Source organism: Rickettsiales bacterium (assembly GCA_025210695.1).
Taxonomy (GTDB): Bacteria; Pseudomonadota; Alphaproteobacteria; order Rickettsiales; family CANDYO01; genus CANDYO01.
On record JAOARE010000002.1, the window covers coordinates 1 to 16,132 of the forward strand.

A 16,132-nucleotide genomic window follows, 5' to 3' on the forward strand; every position below is an offset into this window, starting at 1 on the left:
GTCTATGGCAATGCTAAATGCTTTGGAATATTTAACCTTAGAAGCTAAAATTCTTTCTGAAAAAGATTCATCTGAAAAAGAAAAACTTAGGGAGCAAGCTGAAATTAAATTTCAGAATATGGGGTATGAAGGAGAAAAATTTATTAGAGCTGCTGCGGCTACAGTAGGTATAGCACTGCTAGATACTGCTATGGTTGCAACTGCTGGAGGTGGAATGGCTGCACCTGCGGCAGTGGGGATCACAGCTAGTGAAAAATTTGTACAGGGAAGTTTAGTGGCATCTCAAGCAGCTGATATTGTACAAAATACTCGTGATGGGATTGAGCAAATTAATGAAGGGCTTGAAAAATTTGAGAAGCAGAAAAAAAAGCTAACTAGACAAGAAACAAGAACTAAAGATAGAAGAGGTGCTTTGAAGCCAGATAATCTACCAAAGAAAAAAGATAATCTATTAAAGAGATTTCTTAGAAATAGGAGCGAAGGTACTTTTCCAGCTGCTGTTCCATATAATAAACCCAAAGGAGGTGTGCAATCGCATTAGTTTTTCTGCAGCAGTTTAGCTAAGGTTAAATTGCTCTGGATGATGAGAGGGGGATTCGGTTATTAATTATCAATGGCAATCATATTTAGTTTTTTATCTATGATTTTTGCATTAGAGAAAAACTAGATCTCATGAGATGTGATTCTTAATAGACTCAGCATACTATTTCAGTTTCTGAATATGTTCATTGGTTTGGCACTTATTTTGGGGGTAATTCTTATTTTGCTTATCAAATGAAATTTGCTAACTCCAATAGAACTTGACCCGTTGTTGAACTCCGCAGATAAGATCATAAGGAATATGATCTGTGTGTTTTGCAACTTCTTCTATTGGTAATTTATCACCCCATAAAGTGACAGGGTCTCCAGCTTGAGCATCTGGACAATTTCTAAGATCAATAGTGGCCATGTCCATAGATACTCTGCCAACTATTTGACATTTTTTATTATTCACAAGTACAGGGGTACCATCTTTAGCAGTTCTGGGATATCCATCTCCATAGCCCATAGCAATTACTCCCACAGGCATGTCTTCAGGGCAGGAGAATTTGGCGCCATAACCGATTGTTGTATGTTTTTTAAAGTTAGATACTTTGACTAATTTTGTTTGCAAGGTCATAACGGGTTTTAAATTTAGACTTGAAGCTGATTTATGGGGAAGGGGAGAGATTCCATATAATGATAATCCTGGCCTTACAACTTCATATAAATTATTTTCAAAATTAAAAATTGCAGCAGAATTAGCAATGCTTTTGGGACCCGACATTTCTTTGGTGAATTGCTTAAATCTCTTAAATTGGGTTTGATTTAAGGGGTGATCCTTTTCTTCAGAGTAAGCTAAATGAGATATTATTCCAATAGGTTTTATTATTTGTGGATTGTTGCTTAATATTTTATATATTTCTTTTGCATCTTCTGGGAGGAAACCTAAGCGACCCATGCCAGTATCAATTTTTAGCCAAATTTTGATAGGATTTGTTAATTTGATAGTTTCTAACCATTTTAATTGTTGTTTCTCATGAAAGATAAGGTGAAAATTTTGTTCAGAAGCAATAAGTAAATCATTTGGTTCAAAAGCACCGGACATTAAGGTGATTGGTGCCTTAACATTCACTTTTCTTAAGGCTAGAGCTTCATCTACGCACGCAACACCAAAGCTGCTAACTTTACCATCTAAGAGAATAGCAACAGAGCGAAGCCCGTGACCATATCCATTAGCCTTGATCATTGCCATTATATTGCGCTCTTGAGCCTGGTTTTTTATAGTTTCAAGATTATGAAGAAGATTTTTCGTAGATAATGCTGCTGTAGCAACTCTTGCCATATTTTTTCCTATTAAAGATATCTCAAAAGCATAGTATATTGAATAAGTTAATGCAAGAATAAGAAATATATGCTAAAAAAGATGTGAAAGAATTTTAGAAGGTTAATATAATGACGGCGTTTCCATTATTATCTAGCATGATTATATGCCCTTTGCTTGGGGTATTATTTATTCTATTTGCTACAAAAGAGGATAGATCTGTAAAGATTATTGCTCTTCTAAGTAGTCTTATTTCATTGTTAGTGAGTATCGTAGTTTATTTAGATTTTGATAATTCTGTGTCAGAGTTTCAGTTTCAAGAATTTTATCTTCTTATAAAATCTATGGGAATGAATTATCATCTTGGGATAGATGGTATTTCAATCTTTTTAATTATACTAACCGCCATATTAACTCCTCTTTGTATTCTAGCTAGTTGGGAGTCTATCAAGTTTAGAGTAAAAGAATATATGGTGGCTTTTCTAATTCTTGAGTCTTTGGTGATTGGAGTGTTCTGTGCCTTAGATTTTATTCTATTCTATATCTTTTTTGAAGCGATGTTGATTCCAATGTTCTTGCTCATTGGTATTTGGGGAGGAGAAAGAAGAATATATGCGGCAATTAAATTTTTTCTCTATACTCTCGCAGGTTCATTATTTTTATTAGTGGCTATCATTTATATTTATCAAAATACAGGCATATTGAATATTATCCATTTACAAGGCTTGGTGTCTGAATTTTCTCTTACAGAGCAGAACTTATTATGGTTGGCATTTTTTATCTCTTTTGCAGTGAAGATACCAATGTGGCCAGTTCACACTTGGCTGCCTGATGCTCACGTGCAGGCTCCTACAGCTGGTTCAGTTATTTTAGCGGGTGTTTTGCTAAAAATGGGAGCTTATGGTTTCTTGAGATTTTCTCTTCCTATGCTGCCTGATGCTAGTCATCACTTTGCAAATATAGTGTTTTTCTTAAGTGCAGTTGCAGTTATTTACGCATCCTGTTTAGCTTTTGTTCAAACTGATATGAAGAAGCTGGTTGCTTATTCTTCGATAGCTCATATGGGTTTTGTTACCATGGGGATTTTCACTTTTAATCAAATAGCCATTGAAGGTGCATTATTTCAGATGATTAGTCATGGTTTGGTTTCAGCTGCATTATTTTTGATTGTCGGCGCGTTATATGATCGTATGCATACCAAAGAAATTAGCCAATATGGTGGAGTGGTAAATAAAATGCCTATGTTCGCTTTTATCTTTATGGTGTTCACTATGGCTTCAGTAGGCCTTCCTGGCACTAGTGGATTTGTTGGAGAGATGTTGGTTATTGTGGGGACTTATCAAGTTAATCAACTATATGCCACTATGGTTGCAACAGGGTTAGTATTAGGTGCGGCTTATATGCTTTGGCTTTATAGAAGAGTGATATTTGGAGGCATAACCAATCCTAAAGTGGAAGAGTTAGAGGATTTAAGTATAAGAGAGTGGTTGATTCTTGCTCCGTTGTTAATATTAACTATATTATTAGGAGTTTATCCTAAAATTATTACGGATGCGCTTCACACTCCAGTTCTAGAGTTGTTAGGAAAATAGGAAATACATTATGTTATCTATGCCAAGTCCGTATTTGGATGGTCGTGTACAAACTTTAAATAATATGGGGGCAGTTAGTCCTGCGGTCGATCCTATTACTTATAGGTATCTAGATTTCTTAAAACAATCTAATTCTTCTGTGTTGGCTTTAGAAATTGGTGCTGCATATGGCAATATGGTATTAAGTGTTCTACAAAATACAGAAGTTAATATTGTTGCTAATGACCTTGATAATAGACATATTGAAATTTTAAATAATAGAGTGCAAGAATGTTGTAAGGATCAGTTTTACAGGTTAAAGACAGATGTTAGTAATTTTCCTCAGGAATTCAAATTAGCACAGAATTTTGATGCTATTTTAATGGCTAGAGTAGCTCATTTTTTCAGTCCAGAGAAGTTTGGAGATGCTGTTAATAAAATTGTAGAGATTCTTAACCCTGAAGGATGTGTATATTTGGTTGGGATTACTCCATATGTAAATAGGTTTGCCTCATTTATTTCTGAATATGAGAAAAGAATAAAAAATGGTGAAGATTGGCCAGGTTATATTGAAAACATGCAGGAATATACTGATTTAGAGTTTACTAGTGAGAAGGTTTATCAAAGTCTAAAAGAAAAACCATTTCATTTCTTGAGTGCGAATTATCTTAGAGGAGTGTTTGAGGATAGAGGATTTTATGTGAAATATTCTGAAGAATTTCCATTGAGTTATAATTCTAATGAGTGGAGTTATGATGGTAGAGAGAATGTTGGTATTATTGCCTGTAAAGATGCTGCTTTATTAGGTGTACAAAATAATTTTTCTGAAGAGATGTAATCATGAACCAAATTAATATTTTATTACCTGAAGTTTTTTTAAGCATAGTGGCTTGTGGTGTGTTAATAATAGGAGTATTTAGCAAATGCTTCAAATATGGAAATCTTCTTTTAGCACTTGCTTTCTCAGTGGCAATTTATTTTCTGTTAGTTAAAGTTCCAGGTTATGAGGTTGTTGCATTTGATGGTTTATTTAAAACCACAGGGTTAATTCGATTCTTAAAGCTGCTGATTTTAATTTCTGGTGTTTTTTATGCCATACTTGGAGGAAGGAAGCAATTAGAAGGATGTTCTATTGCCAGAACGGATCTTTTTGAGTTTCCAGTTCTAGTAATGCTAGCAGTTACAGGAATGATGTTGATGTTATCTGCAAATAATTTCTTGAGTTTCTATGTGTCGCTTGAATTGCAAAGCTTTTGTTTATATGTATTGGCATCTTTTGAAAGAGAAGACAGTAAATCTTCAGAGGCGGGACTTAAGTATTTTGTTTTAGGTTCATTTGCTTCAGGATTGTTGTTATTTGGTGTTTCTTTAATTTATGGTTTTACAGGAAATTTAGATTTTGATGCCTTAGAGATTCTTTTAAGTGCTAATGCTAGTAGCGATATAGCTATTGGAGTGATTATTGGGATTATTATGTTCCTAATAGGTTTGTTCTTTAAGATTTCGGCAGCTCCTTTTCATATGTGGACACCTGATGTGTATCAGGGATCTCCTACAATTGTAACTTGCTTCTTTGCAACAGTTGCCAAGATAGCCACTGTTGGAGCATTACTTAGAATAACTTCAGATGTATTATCTGGATGGAAGCTAGACCTTCAGCCTATATTTATCTTAATAACTTGTCTTTCCATGTTGGTTGGATCAATTGGAGCTTTAAGACAAACTAATATTAAAAGATTACTAGCTTATAGCTCCATAGGGCATGTGGGTTATATGTTGCTTGCTATTTCTGCTTTTGTTCAAGATCTTAGCGTGGTGATATATTTGGGAATTTACGTAACTATGACTTTAGGCGTGTTTGCCATGGTTATGAATATTAAATCTAATAATAAAGATATTATAGAGATTAAAGATCTGTCAGGACTATCTAAAGCAAATCCTTTAGCGGCTGCATTTTTGGCGGTGTTTATGTTTTCTTTAGCTGGAATTCCACCATTTGCTGGTTTTTTTGCTAAATTTTATGTGTTTCAAACAGCTTTAAACGCAGGATTATATGTAACTATTTTATTTGCTATTATTTCTGCTGTTATTTCTGCTTATTACTACTTAAGAATTGTGAAAATAATGTATTTAGATGAAGCGCATAGTAAGTTCACTAATGAAATGACTTATGGAGTCAGGATTACTATCTTAACTCTTGTGTTGTTTAACTTGTTCTATATAATGTTTTCCTACTAATTTAATTTTATTTAAGAAAATTAATACTATATATAAGATGTAAATAATTATGAGTTTTGATATTAAGAAACATAAAAATGACCTGATCTTTATTCCATTAGGGGGAGCAGGAGAAATTGGTATGAATGTCAATTTATACCAATATAAAGGTAAATGGTTGATGGTAGATCTGGGTGCTGGATTTACAGATGATTATTTCCCAGGTGTGGATTTAATGGTAGCTGAAATAGATTATATATCTAACCAGAAAAATAATTTGCTTGGAATTGTTTTAACCCATGCCCATGAAGATCATTTAGGTGCTGTTCAGTATCTTTGGAAAGAATTGCGTTGCCCTATTTATACTACAAAATTTACAGCAAGTTTTTTAAGGGCAAAATTAAAAGAAACAGATTTCTGGAGAGACATAGAGATCATTGAGATTGAGGAAAATAGTGTCACTCAAATTGGTCCTTTTGCAATTGAGACTGTTCCATTAAGTCATTCCACTCCTGAAATGCAATCCCTTATGATTCGTACTGATTTAGGTAATGTGTTTCATACTGGTGATTGGAAGTTTGATCATAACCCATTAATTGGAGATCCAAATGATCAGAAGCTATTAGGCAAATTAGGTGATGAAGGTGTGTTAGCAATGATTGGTGATTCAACCAATGTGTTTAATGATACATATTCTGGATCTGAAGGGGATTTGCGTGAAAGTATTATAGAGTTGGTTAAGGGCTGTAAGAAAATGGTGGTGATTACTACTTTTGCTTCTAATGTGGCTAGAATGGAAACAATTTTGAAAGCTGCAGAAGCTGCTGGTCGTAGAGTGGTTATGGCTGGAAGAAGCTTGTGGAGAATTTTAGAGGCTGCTCAATCTAGTGGGTATTTACTGGATATTCCTCCTGTATTACGTCCTGATAAAATGGGAAACATAAAACGTGAGAAGTTATTGGTTTTGTCTACAGGTTGTCAAGGTGAACCAATGGCAGCCACAACTAAAATGGCTAATGGTTCTCATCCTAATTTAAAATTATTACCAGGTGATACAATAATTTTTTCATCAAAAATTATTCCAGGTAATGAGAAAAAGATTTTTAGACTATTAAATCAATTAATTGCTCAGCAAATCGAGGTGTTCACAGAGAAAGAACATTTTGTTCATGTGTCAGGTCATCCATCTCAAGGTGAATTAAAATTGATGTATGAATTGATTCGTCCACAAGTTGCGGTGCCAGTTCATGGTGAATTAATGCATATACATGAGCATATCCGCTTGGCTAAATCTTGGGGGGTGAAAAACTCTGTTCAGGTTACTAATGGAGATGTTATAAGGCTAGCTCCTGGGAAGTCAGAAGTTATTGATAAGGTTGAGTCTGGTTATTTAGGGATTGATGGTCATTTCTTACTTCCAGGAAATTCCAGCATTTTAAAAATGCGTCGTCGTATGCAAGAATCTGGAGTGGTATTTATGGTGCTAATGTTAAATGATAGAAACCAAATGGTTATGCCTCCAGTTATTAGAGCTCCTGGTGTTTTGGATATGGAGGAAGACAGGAGTATTGTAACTAACATTGCCAAAGAGGTTCATAAGGCTTTAGGGGGTTTTATGGAGACTGTTTCTAAGAAAAAACAGCGTAGCGATGTGGTGGAATCCACTGTTCGCACAGCTATACGTGGCGTTCTAAAAAGAGAAGTTGGAAAAAATCCAATGATAGAAGTGGAGTTAGTTTACTTATAATGAGCAAGTATAAAAAATTTGCTATAAACATAATTATTGTGATCTTTGCTTTTGGAATAGGATATTATTCTTCAATGAAAAAGGTTGATTCTCTAAAACCAGTTCTAACAACTGCTGGTGTAGTTCATGTTTGTCCAGAAAATAAAATTGTTCTTATTGAGCGTGGCAAAGCTCCTAAAGGAGTAGCAATGTTTGGTGGTCATGTTGAATATAACGAAGCGTTAGAAGTGGCATTTAGGCGTGAATTACTAGAAGAGCTAAATATATCTGAGATTAGTGATTTACAGTTACTTGGAGTTCATGGTGATCCTGGGCGTGATCCAAGACAGCATTCTGTGGAAGTTACATATAGCTGCGTTACTAATCAGAGTCCTAAAGCAGGAAGTGATGCTAAGTCAGTAAAATTATATAGCTCTCAAGATATTCTTAATCTTACTGATAGTGGATTTGCTTTTGATCATGGTAAAATTCTAAAACAATATCTGGTTAACTTGGGTGATTACAACCCTTGTAATTAGCAAAACTCATTTTAAATCAGATAAATTAATTTAACTTATGAGTTTAAGATTGGTTTTTATAAAATTTATGAATAGTATATTTTGATAAGTTATACATGGAAAAAAATAAATGAGAAATTTTACGATAGTTTTTATTATTACTTTTGTTATTTGTCTGTTGGGTTATTATTTTATTCCTCAAAATAAACAGTCTGTTAAGCAGTTTCCTATAAAGTCAAAGATAGATACTCCTGAAAATAAAACTTTACCCGATCAAGATTTAAAAGGAGTGGCGTTTGGTGATATTGAGTATCATGAAGAGTCTGATCTTCCATCTAGGCGTAAATCTATAGAAGAGTTCGATAAGCCTAAAGAGGGTAATAAGTTAGGAGTTTTTGGAGAGCTTGAGTCTCCAGATGATCCAAATCGTTATTCTGTTGGTGTGACCTATAAGATAAGATTAGATCCATAGGCTTAATAATTTCTTAAGATAATCCTATTATTATTTAATTACATATAATTAAAAGGAGTTATTAAAAATGAGACATCTCAATACAGGTGGAGGAAACATGATCAACCATGAGGGGATAATCATGGCTTGTGAACATATTAATCAATTTAAGAAGTTAGTTAATGCTTTTAAATTTAGAGATGATGTTTCTTTAGAAGATACTAATAGAACGGAGAATATTTTAAGTTCTCTAAAAGAAGACTTAAATCAGTTATCTACTTCTCTAAGGAAAACAAGAGGTCTTGTAAAAAATAAATCCAGTGATGAAAAAAGAGAGCTGGTAACTAATATAGTCTATAGATTGCAAGATAACTTTTATTCTTTAAAAAAAGATGCAAGTTTATTTATCCAGACTCCTTCTTTGAAAGAATTAGATATAAATAAGTTATCTGGTCCTTTATCTCAGGCTGGTCTAAGAATAGATTTTAGTAAAAATCCCTCAAGACACGGGTTATCTTTTTCTGAAAAAGAAAAGAAACGCGATCAAGATCGTTCTAGTTCAGTCAGTAGAGGTTTGCTTTAATCTCAATGATAGGTAGTTCTTAGCTGATCTAACATGTCTGTTTTTGCGGCGAGATTAATTATAGCATTAAGATGAAGGTCGCTGATCTTCTCATGGCTATAAGTGTTATAATTCAAGATGGCTCTTCCGGCATTAATGAGTTTGTTTTCTACTGCGATAACTAGCATTCCTGTAATAATTTTAACGGATATCTTTGATTCGGAAAACAGATTGCTGGTAAGAATTTTCTCTACCTTGATTCCATCATCTGAAGAAACTGCCTCGTAAAAGTCCATTATCTTTCTTTGCATATAACTACCTTAGATTAGATTTCAAATTCCAACCTAAGGTTAACATAATTTAACCTAAATAGCAACAGATATAATTAACAATCTTTAAATAAAAGGTTATTTACATCCATTTGATGCAAGTTCTTTCTTTAGAAGTTTTTGCATAGTGGAGCTAAGACTAGAGTTCTTTGGTTTTAATTTTGCTAGCATTGTGCAAGCTTCTTTCTTTTTTCCTAAAGCATTTAGTGCTGAGGAAAGCTTCAATATGCTTAGGTCAGCTTTACTGTTTTTAGGGAATTGATTGAAAGATTGTAAATAATTAACAGCTGCTTTATCGTATTTCTTGCGAGTCATTAAACTTTCGCCTAACCAATAATAAGCATTTCCTGTATAGTCGCTTTTAGGGTAGTTGCTTATAAATTTACTAAGTGCCGTTTCTGCTTCAGTATATTTTTGTTTTTTAAGCAGATCATATGCTTTGTCAAATTGTGCTTTGATAAGTTTTGGATCTGTTTTTTTGGTGTTTTTAGTTGAAGTTGTAGTTTTATTGGCTGATGTAGAAGATTTTTTTTCTATTTCTCGTATTCTAAAATCAACATCTTCTGATAAAGAATCTATTTTTTGTTGCAGAAGGTCATTTTCATGGCTTAATCTTTCAACTTTATCAGTTAGTTCATTAATTCTTTGTTCCAATTGATAAACTATATCATCGGCATAAGAGATGCTGCTAAAAGTTATGATAAGTAAGAAAAATAAATTACGCATATTTAATGCTCCTTAATTTTTAGTTTTATTTCTTGGTTTCCTACAGTGATTTTTACTGCATGATTTAAATTGATTGTATCCTCTGTGCGGACTAATGCCAAACCTTTATTATTAACAGCAGAGCACATTACCCCAAGTTTTTTTTCTCCAGCGTATATTTTTGTTCCAGATTCAGGTAATTTGTCTTTAGATTCTACCTGGACTATTTGCTTGCGAATTGTTCCTCTGTGATGAGTTCTAGCTACTAATTCTTGCCCTACATAGCATCCTTTATTGTAATCAATTGCATTAAGGCTATCTAGTCCATATTCAAGTAAGAAAGACTTCTCAAAGATTAGGTCCTTTTCTCCTTCAGCAATGAAATTCTCAATTCTGGTTAAGTCATAAGCATTAGGATTATTTGCTATATTTCTTGTTAGTTTGGATAAGTTAGATTCATGAATGAATCCTCTCATTCCAAGAGTAGGGGATCTTGGGTCTTTAAAAACTCCTGGGGCTTTTAGTGCAGATAAGAATGAAACTACTTTATACTCTGGGCATGTTTCTATATTAACAGCACTTCTTAATTTATATATATTCAATTTTTTTACGATCTCTTCTTGTCTTAAATCTGGAAGATCTAATAAAATACTTTCCCCATCTATATATAGAAAGAAATCAGCAAAATATTTTCCCTGAGGGGTTAGCATGCAGGCATATAGCCCCTCATTAGGGAGGAGTTTGTTTACATCGTTACTAATCAGACCTTGCAAAAACTTAAACCTATCTTCTCCAGATATTCTAATTATTGATCTTTCTGTTAGTAATGTGTAAGTCATTGTTTTATAAGTCCTCTATATAGATATCCTTTTGATAGAAAGAAGTGCATTTACCTTGTAAATCAATTTCTTTTGGGTCTAGAGTGAATAGGTGGGCGTTATGAGCTTTCACTTCTTCTTCTTTAAAGTGGAGATGAGCTCGCTCAATTACAAATCCATGTGAGACTAATAACACAGACTTATGTTCTTCCATATGAAAATATTTGCATATTGAGTTGGTAATTCTTGCATCAAAATGATCTCTACGCTCCGCTCCATGGATGGGGTGAGTTTCATCATCTGCTAGAGCATTTAAAATTGGCAAAGCATAGTCCAAACTATGTCCTTCAAACCCTCCGTGATGTTTTTCTTGAAGGTCCATATCAAATGACATTGGTTTTTGTAATAACTCATTAATAATCTCTGCTGTTTTATTAGTACGGGTCATATTGCTGCTGACAACAAGATCAATATGTTCTATGTAGTTTTTATGTATATGTTGAGCTATATCTTGAGCCTGTGATATACCATATTCTGTTAATTCTGGATCAGACCCACGACCGGTTAATATTCCTTGTTCATTATAATGAGTTTTCCCATGTCTTATAATATGGACAATCGCCATAATTTTCTCCTTTTTTTATAATTTAATATTTAAAATAATCTTGGCCGTATTTTGCCAAGTATTCATCATAAGTTCCTTTATAGTCAATAATATTTTTTTCGGTTATTGCAATAATTCTAGTTGCTATGCCAGATGCAAAGTCTCGATCATGAGTTACCATAATTAAAGTTCCAGGGAATTCTACTAAGGCTTTTTTTAAGCCATCCTTTGCTTCAATATCTAAGTGATTGGTTGGTTCGTCTAATATTAGACAATTACCTTCTTCAACCATTATCTTTGCTAGTAATAATCTTGCTCCTTCGCCTCCAGATAGTTGAAGCACATCTTTGTGAGCATCATCTTGTTTGAATAGCACATGCCCCAAAACATTACGTAATTTGCTCGTAGTTTCAGTAGGTAGTTGCTGGCACATCCATTCATATGCTGAAATAGATTCATTTAGTAATTCGTGATGATCTTGAGCAAAATATGATTTATGAGCTTCATGCCCCCATTCTTTGTCTCCACTTTCTGCGGTAACTTTGTCCAATAAAATTTTAAGTAAAGTTGATTTGCCAATTCCATTAGGTCCAATGATAATCACTTTGTCACCACGGCTCACTGAGAAATTCACATTATTTAGAATTTGACGGTCTTTATAGGTTTTAGAGATGCCTTTTACATTGAGGGCCAATTTGCCAGAAGGTCTCTTAGGTCTAAAATAAAAATTAGGAGATATTCTAGAGCTTTTTTTCACGTCGGGTAATTCAATTTTATCAATTTGTTTTTCTCTAGATAAAGCTTGTTTAGACCTGGAAGCTGAAGCTCTAAATTTTTCAACAAAAACCTTCATGGTTGCTATTTTCTTCTCTAAGAAAACTAATTCTTTTTGCTTTTGTTCCATTACAGCTGCTTTTTGTTCAACAAAGCTACAATAGTTTCCAGTATATTGAGTTATTTCTCCATAATCTATATCCAGAATATGAGTGGCCAAATTATTAACAAAGGTTACATCATGTGAGATGAATATCAATAATCCTTTGAACGTGTTGCGTAAATAATTTTCTAACCAATAGATCGAGATGATATCTAGGTGGTTGGTTGGTTCATCAAGAAGCAATATATCAGGATTATCAAATAAACTTTGAGCAAGAAGAACTCGTAATTTATATCCACCTGACAGAACTGATAATGGTTGATGGTGATATTCTTCTTTTATTCCTAATCCACTTAGTAATTCACTAGCAATATATTCAGCATTATATCCATCATTATCAAAGATAATTTCTTCTAACTCGCCTAGACGATATCCTGTTTTATCGTCGCAAACTTCTTTGCTAAGTAATTCTTCTTTTTCGCATATTGCTTCCCAGAGAACTTTATTCCCGGCAATTACTGTGTTGACAATAGAAACATTTTCATATCGGAATTGATCTTGCTTTAACCATCCAACTCTAGCTCTTTTGGCTATATTTATTATTCCTAAAGAAGGTTCTTCTTCTCCGGCTAATAATTTTAGGAAGGTTGATTTGCCTGCGCCATTTCCTCCAACAAGACCAATTCTTTGTCCTTTATTAAGATTTAGGTTCACATCTGCGAAGAGAAGTTTTGCTCCGTAGAGAAAGGCCAAGTCATTTATTGTGAGCATTTTTTTATTACTTAATATTGTGGTGAATTTTCTTTCATGGGGAACTATATCAAGATACTATTGGCAATACAAGTGTAGATATTTTTTGTAAATGTTTTATTTTTTCTTTACAAACTACATTATATGCCTTATATTGCCTCTATCAATTCTTGTCGCGGGGTGGAGCAGCCCGGTAGCTCGTCAGGCTCATAACCTGAAGGTCGTCAGTTCAAATCTGGCCCCCGCAACCAATTTTCCTTAATTTTTAATGATCTTTTAAAGAAAGAGACTAATGATGGCGGAGATTTTTTCCTGTTGTTGATTTGCATAGGGGGATTGAGCAAGATGCAGGGTTTTTGTCTTTATTTGCTAAAGTTTTTTGGAGTCTGTTTATAGAGTTTAGCTCTATGCCCTGTTGATGGATGTCTTGATCTTTTGGGGCTCTTCCTTTTATGTGCTTGAACGTTCCTTGTGCTGTATCATTTGCTAAAGCTGCTGTGTCAATAGCTGATGCAGTGGTTGCTATAGCAGCGCTGGCTGCTCCAAAGAATGAGGCTGTTATGCCAGCGGTGCCAAGAGTTGAGATGATGATAGCAGCTGTGACTCCTGTTCCTATAACTGCGTTTCGTGTTTCTTGCATTTGATATTTAAAATTAGCTGATTCAGCGTCCATTCTTCTCTTATTACCTGATATTTTTGCTTTTAGATATTTACCTAAATTATACGTCCCGGCTCCTAGACGAAAAGCTAGCATTGCTGGCTGTTTTATAGAGTTTCTAATAACGAATTGAAGGGATCCTAATGCTGTTTTGCCAATTATTTTAGCGCTAGTTGTACATATAAAAGCAGCTTTTTGTCTAAGGTCTTTTATTTCTTTCAATCTATCTTTAAATGATAGCTTATCTCTTGTATAAACAAGTTTGTCAGAATTAACGAAAAATCCAGCCATTACTTTATATGCTATGGCTAGTTTGTTTCTATCTTCAGATTTCAGTTTTTCAAACGGTTTTTTAAAGAAATTAATATATTTTTCTGCTCTATCTTCGGTTTTTTTTTGTGCTTCGGATTTTTCTTCTTCTGTTAATTCGTTTTGGACAAGTTTTTTTAGAAGTTCTTTCATAATTAAAATTTTTATATTTGTAAAAGATAAATTTTATCAAAAGAAAGTTAATAAGTTATTAAGATATGGATTTGGAGTTAGTGTTGGTAGTTTAGGTAGAGCTGAATGATCTGTTAATTATCAATTGTTTAGAGACTTTAAAGTTTTTGTTTGTTAGGTGGGGGTGAAAAATCAGTGTTTTTTTTAATTAAATTATGCTACTAAACTAGTTAAAGGTATATAGATTTATCTTGATATCTAATATTCTTAGGTCTAGAATGTGGAAATATATTACTTTAATTTATAATTTTTATGGAGATTAACTTATGTCTGTTCTAGTAGGAAAAGCGGCGCCTAATTTTGTGGCTACTGCAGTGATGCCTAATAATGAAATTAACAATAATTTTGATTTAACTAAATATTTAGATGGTGCTATAGGGGTTGTATTTTTTTACCCGTTAGATTTTACATTTGTTTGCCCAACAGAAATTATAGCTTTTAATCATCGTTTAGGTGAATTCTCTTCAAGAGGTGTTAAAGTTATAGCCGTGAGTGTTGATTCACATTTTTCACATTATGCATGGAAAAATACACCTGTAAGTCAAGGTGGAATAGGAAACATTCAAATGCCCATGGTTTCGGATTTAGATAAATCTATTGCTAGAGATTATGATGTGTTGATGGATGAGAAGGTGGCTTTAAGAGGGGCTTTTTTAATTGATGGTAATGGCGTAGTAAGACATCAGGTGGTTAATGATCTTCCTCTTGGTCGCAATGTTGATGAAATGCTGCGTATGATTGATGCGCTCATCCACCATGATGAACATGGTGAAGTTTGCCCAGCAGGTTGGAGAAAAGGTGATGAAGGAATGAATCCTAATGCTGAAGGTGTTGCTGATTATTTAACTTCAAATGCTGATAAGTTATAATTATGAGTGAATCTAATCATCGTAAAATAATAATTATTGGTTCTGGACCTGCAGGATATACTGCTGCAATTTACGCAGCAAGAGCTAGTTTAGAGCCAATGTTAATTACAGGAACTCAGCCTGGTGGTCAATTATCTATTACTACTGATGTAGAAAATTATCCAGGATTTGCGGATACAATTCAAGGGCCATGGCTTATGGATCAAATGGCAGATCAGGCAGCTAATGTTGGCACTGCAATAGTTAATGATTATGTAACTAATATTGATTTGAAAACAAAGCCTTTTTCTATAACTACTGAGTCTGATGTGGTTTACACTGCGGATAGTATAGTCTTAGCCACTGGAGCTCAAGCTAAATGGATGGGGCTTCCAAGCGAAGCTAAGTTTCAAGGTTTTGGAGTTTCTGGATGTGCTACTTGTGATGGATTTTTCTTCCGTAATAAGAAAGTGATTGTAATTGGTGGAGGCAATACGGCTGTTGAAGAAGCTTTGCATCTTACTCATCATGCTAGTGAAGTTATTTTAGTTCATCGTAGAGATGAGTTAAGAGCTGAAAAAATTCTTCAAGATAGATTGCTAAAACATCCAAAAATAAAAGTTCTTTGGAATACTGTTTTAGAGGAAGTATTGGGTGATGAGCAGCCTAAGAATGTTACAGGAGTGAAGCTTAAAGATACTCTAACTAATGAAGTTTATCAGATGGATATAGATGGGGTATTTATTGCTATTGGTCACAGTCCTAATACTGCTTTAGTTGCTGGTCAGCTTGAACTAGATAATGAAGGATATATTATCACTAAGCCAGACAGCACTCAAACTAGTATACCAGGTGTATTTGCTTGTGGTGATGTGCAGGATAAAATTTATCGTCAGGCAGTTACTGCAGCTGGAACGGGTTGTATGTCTGCTTTAGAAGCTGGGAAGTTTTTAGATAATTCTTTAAGTGATAAATAAAGCGCTTTTTAGTATTGTTGAGTTTTTTACTTACCAAGACGGTAACGGATGATCTGCCAGTTTTCCTCCATGAAGGTGCTCATAGTTTGATGCAGTGATATTTTAATAATACTGCTTTTCCTTATCCTCATGATAACAACGAATTGAAGTTAGCATATAAATCTTCTGTGAATTTAG

17 protein-coding genes and 1 tRNA gene are annotated in these 16,132 nt (G+C 34.0%); 11 read left to right on the forward strand and 7 right to left on the reverse strand.

Annotated elements, in window-relative coordinates; all coding sequences use genetic code 11:
- Window positions 1-541, forward strand: a 541-nt coding sequence (locus tag N4A31_00025; GenBank protein ID MCT4634622.1) for a hypothetical protein, incomplete at its 5' end; no start/stop codon positions are given.
- Window positions 542-784: 243 nt separating this feature from the next.
- On the opposite strand, the gene alr is transcribed toward N4A31_00025, so the two are convergent.
- Window positions 785-1,864 carry an alanine racemase gene (gene alr, locus N4A31_00030; protein MCT4634623.1) on the reverse strand — a complete coding sequence of 360 codons (1,080 nt, stop codon included), beginning with the start codon at window positions 1,862-1,864 and terminating at the stop codon, window positions 785-787.
- 110 nt (window positions 1,865-1,974) lie between these two features.
- On the opposite strand from alr, the gene N4A31_00035 reads away from it, so the two are divergent.
- From N4A31_00035 to N4A31_00065, 7 genes are all read left to right on the forward strand, one after another.
- Entirely contained in the window at window positions 1,975-3,435 is a 1,461-nt protein-coding gene (locus N4A31_00035; protein ID MCT4634624.1) for an NADH-quinone oxidoreductase subunit M, read from the forward strand.
- A gap of 10 nt (window positions 3,436-3,445) precedes the next feature.
- On the forward strand, window positions 3,446-4,252 hold the full coding sequence (locus N4A31_00040; GenBank protein MCT4634625.1) for a class I SAM-dependent methyltransferase: 807 nt from the start codon (window positions 3,446-3,448) through the stop codon (window positions 4,250-4,252).
- Window positions 4,253-4,254: 2 nt separating this feature from the next.
- Window positions 4,255-5,652 carry an NADH-quinone oxidoreductase subunit N gene (locus tag N4A31_00045; protein ID MCT4634626.1) on the forward strand — a complete coding sequence of 466 codons (1,398 nt, stop codon included), beginning with the start codon at window positions 4,255-4,257 and terminating at the stop codon, window positions 5,650-5,652.
- A gap of 46 nt (window positions 5,653-5,698) precedes the next feature.
- Window positions 5,699-7,378 carry a ribonuclease J gene (locus N4A31_00050; GenBank protein ID MCT4634627.1) on the forward strand — a complete coding sequence of 560 codons (1,680 nt, stop codon included), beginning with the start codon at window positions 5,699-5,701 and terminating at the stop codon, window positions 7,376-7,378.
- Window positions 7,378-7,896, forward strand: a complete 519-nt coding sequence (locus tag N4A31_00055) for an NUDIX hydrolase (GenBank protein MCT4634628.1) — start codon at window positions 7,378-7,380, stop codon at window positions 7,894-7,896. The genes N4A31_00050 and N4A31_00055 overlap by 1 nt, the downstream gene beginning before the upstream one ends.
- 109 nt (window positions 7,897-8,005) lie before the next feature.
- Window positions 8,006-8,347 (forward strand): hypothetical protein, encoded by a 342-nt coding sequence (locus N4A31_00060; GenBank protein MCT4634629.1) that lies wholly within the window; start codon window positions 8,006-8,008, stop codon window positions 8,345-8,347.
- 67 nt (window positions 8,348-8,414) lie between these two features.
- The gene (locus N4A31_00065) at window positions 8,415-8,909 is read left to right on the forward strand and encodes a hypothetical protein (GenBank protein MCT4634630.1); all 495 of its coding nucleotides are present in this window, start codon (window positions 8,415-8,417) and stop codon (window positions 8,907-8,909) included.
- A gap of 2 nt (window positions 8,910-8,911) precedes the next feature.
- On the opposite strand, the gene N4A31_00070 is transcribed toward N4A31_00065, so the two are convergent.
- The 5 genes from N4A31_00070 to N4A31_00090 all read right to left on the reverse strand — a co-directional run bounded on the left by N4A31_00070 (window position 8,912) and on the right by N4A31_00090 (window position 12,992).
- Window positions 8,912-9,199 (reverse strand): hypothetical protein, encoded by a 288-nt coding sequence (locus N4A31_00070; protein MCT4634631.1) that lies wholly within the window; start codon window positions 9,197-9,199, stop codon window positions 8,912-8,914.
- Between the two features lie 96 nt (window positions 9,200-9,295).
- Window positions 9,296-9,943 (reverse strand): tol-pal system protein YbgF, encoded by a 648-nt coding sequence (gene ybgF, locus N4A31_00075; protein ID MCT4634632.1) that lies wholly within the window; start codon window positions 9,941-9,943, stop codon window positions 9,296-9,298.
- Window positions 9,944-9,945: 2 nt separating this feature from the next.
- A complete protein-coding gene (locus N4A31_00080; protein ID MCT4634633.1) occupies window positions 9,946-10,761 on the reverse strand; it encodes a hypothetical protein in 816 nt (271 codons plus the stop codon).
- Between the two features lie 4 nt (window positions 10,762-10,765).
- A complete protein-coding gene (locus tag N4A31_00085) occupies window positions 10,766-11,365 on the reverse strand; it encodes a histidine phosphatase family protein (protein MCT4634634.1) in 600 nt (199 codons plus the stop codon).
- 22 nt (window positions 11,366-11,387) lie between these two features.
- On the reverse strand, window positions 11,388-12,992 hold the full coding sequence (locus N4A31_00090) for an ATP-binding cassette domain-containing protein (protein MCT4634635.1): 1,605 nt from the start codon (window positions 12,990-12,992) through the stop codon (window positions 11,388-11,390).
- A 153-nt stretch (window positions 12,993-13,145) separates the two neighbouring features.
- On the opposite strand from N4A31_00090, the gene N4A31_00095 reads away from it, so the two are divergent.
- Window positions 13,146-13,222 (forward strand) — tRNA-Met (locus tag N4A31_00095).
- Between the two features lie 38 nt (window positions 13,223-13,260).
- Here the strand turns inward: N4A31_00095 and N4A31_00100 are convergent.
- On the reverse strand, window positions 13,261-14,091 hold the full coding sequence (locus tag N4A31_00100; GenBank protein MCT4634636.1) for a hypothetical protein: 831 nt from the start codon (window positions 14,089-14,091) through the stop codon (window positions 13,261-13,263).
- 305 nt (window positions 14,092-14,396) lie between these two features.
- Between N4A31_00100 and N4A31_00105 the strand changes: the two genes are divergently transcribed.
- Together N4A31_00105 and trxB are read left to right on the forward strand one after the other, a co-directional pair.
- Window positions 14,397-14,999 (forward strand): peroxiredoxin, encoded by a 603-nt coding sequence (locus N4A31_00105; protein ID MCT4634637.1) that lies wholly within the window; start codon window positions 14,397-14,399, stop codon window positions 14,997-14,999.
- 2 nt (window positions 15,000-15,001) lie between these two features.
- On the forward strand, window positions 15,002-15,955 hold the full coding sequence (trxB, locus tag N4A31_00110; GenBank protein MCT4634638.1) for a thioredoxin-disulfide reductase: 954 nt from the start codon (window positions 15,002-15,004) through the stop codon (window positions 15,953-15,955).
- The last annotated feature ends 177 nt before the right edge of the window (window positions 15,956-16,132 follow it).

Excerpts from the sequence above, each read along its gene's own strand:
- N4A31_00070 (MCT4634631.1), bottom strand. The coding sequence starts at position 9,199 with ATGCAAAGAAAGATAATGGACTTTTACGAGGCAGTTTCTTCAGATGAT.
- trxB (MCT4634638.1), top strand. The coding sequence starts at position 15,002 with ATGAGTGAATCTAATCATCGTAAAATAATAATTATTGGTTCTGGACCT.
- N4A31_00080 (MCT4634633.1), bottom strand. The coding sequence starts at position 10,761 with ATGACTTACACATTACTAACAGAAAGATCAATAATTAGAATATCTGGA.
- N4A31_00060 (MCT4634629.1), top strand. The coding sequence starts at position 8,006 with ATGAGAAATTTTACGATAGTTTTTATTATTACTTTTGTTATTTGTCTG.
- N4A31_00100 (MCT4634636.1), bottom strand. The coding sequence starts at position 14,091 with ATGAAAGAACTTCTAAAAAAACTTGTCCAAAACGAATTAACAGAAGAA.
- N4A31_00085 (MCT4634634.1), bottom strand. The coding sequence starts at position 11,365 with ATGGCGATTGTCCATATTATAAGACATGGGAAAACTCATTATAATGAA.
- N4A31_00065 (MCT4634630.1), top strand. The coding sequence starts at position 8,415 with ATGAGACATCTCAATACAGGTGGAGGAAACATGATCAACCATGAGGGG.
- N4A31_00035 (MCT4634624.1), top strand. The coding sequence starts at position 1,975 with ATGACGGCGTTTCCATTATTATCTAGCATGATTATATGCCCTTTGCTT.
- alr (MCT4634623.1), bottom strand. The coding sequence starts at position 1,864 with ATGGCAAGAGTTGCTACAGCAGCATTATCTACGAAAAATCTTCTTCAT.
- N4A31_00045 (MCT4634626.1), top strand. The coding sequence starts at position 4,255 with ATGAACCAAATTAATATTTTATTACCTGAAGTTTTTTTAAGCATAGTG.
- N4A31_00055 (MCT4634628.1), top strand. The coding sequence starts at position 7,378 with ATGAGCAAGTATAAAAAATTTGCTATAAACATAATTATTGTGATCTTT.
- N4A31_00105 (MCT4634637.1), top strand. The coding sequence starts at position 14,397 with ATGTCTGTTCTAGTAGGAAAAGCGGCGCCTAATTTTGTGGCTACTGCA.
- N4A31_00090 (MCT4634635.1), bottom strand. The coding sequence starts at position 12,992 with ATGCTCACAATAAATGACTTGGCCTTTCTCTACGGAGCAAAACTTCTC.
- ybgF (MCT4634632.1), bottom strand. The coding sequence starts at position 9,943 with ATGCGTAATTTATTTTTCTTACTTATCATAACTTTTAGCAGCATCTCT.
- N4A31_00040 (MCT4634625.1), top strand. The coding sequence starts at position 3,446 with ATGTTATCTATGCCAAGTCCGTATTTGGATGGTCGTGTACAAACTTTA.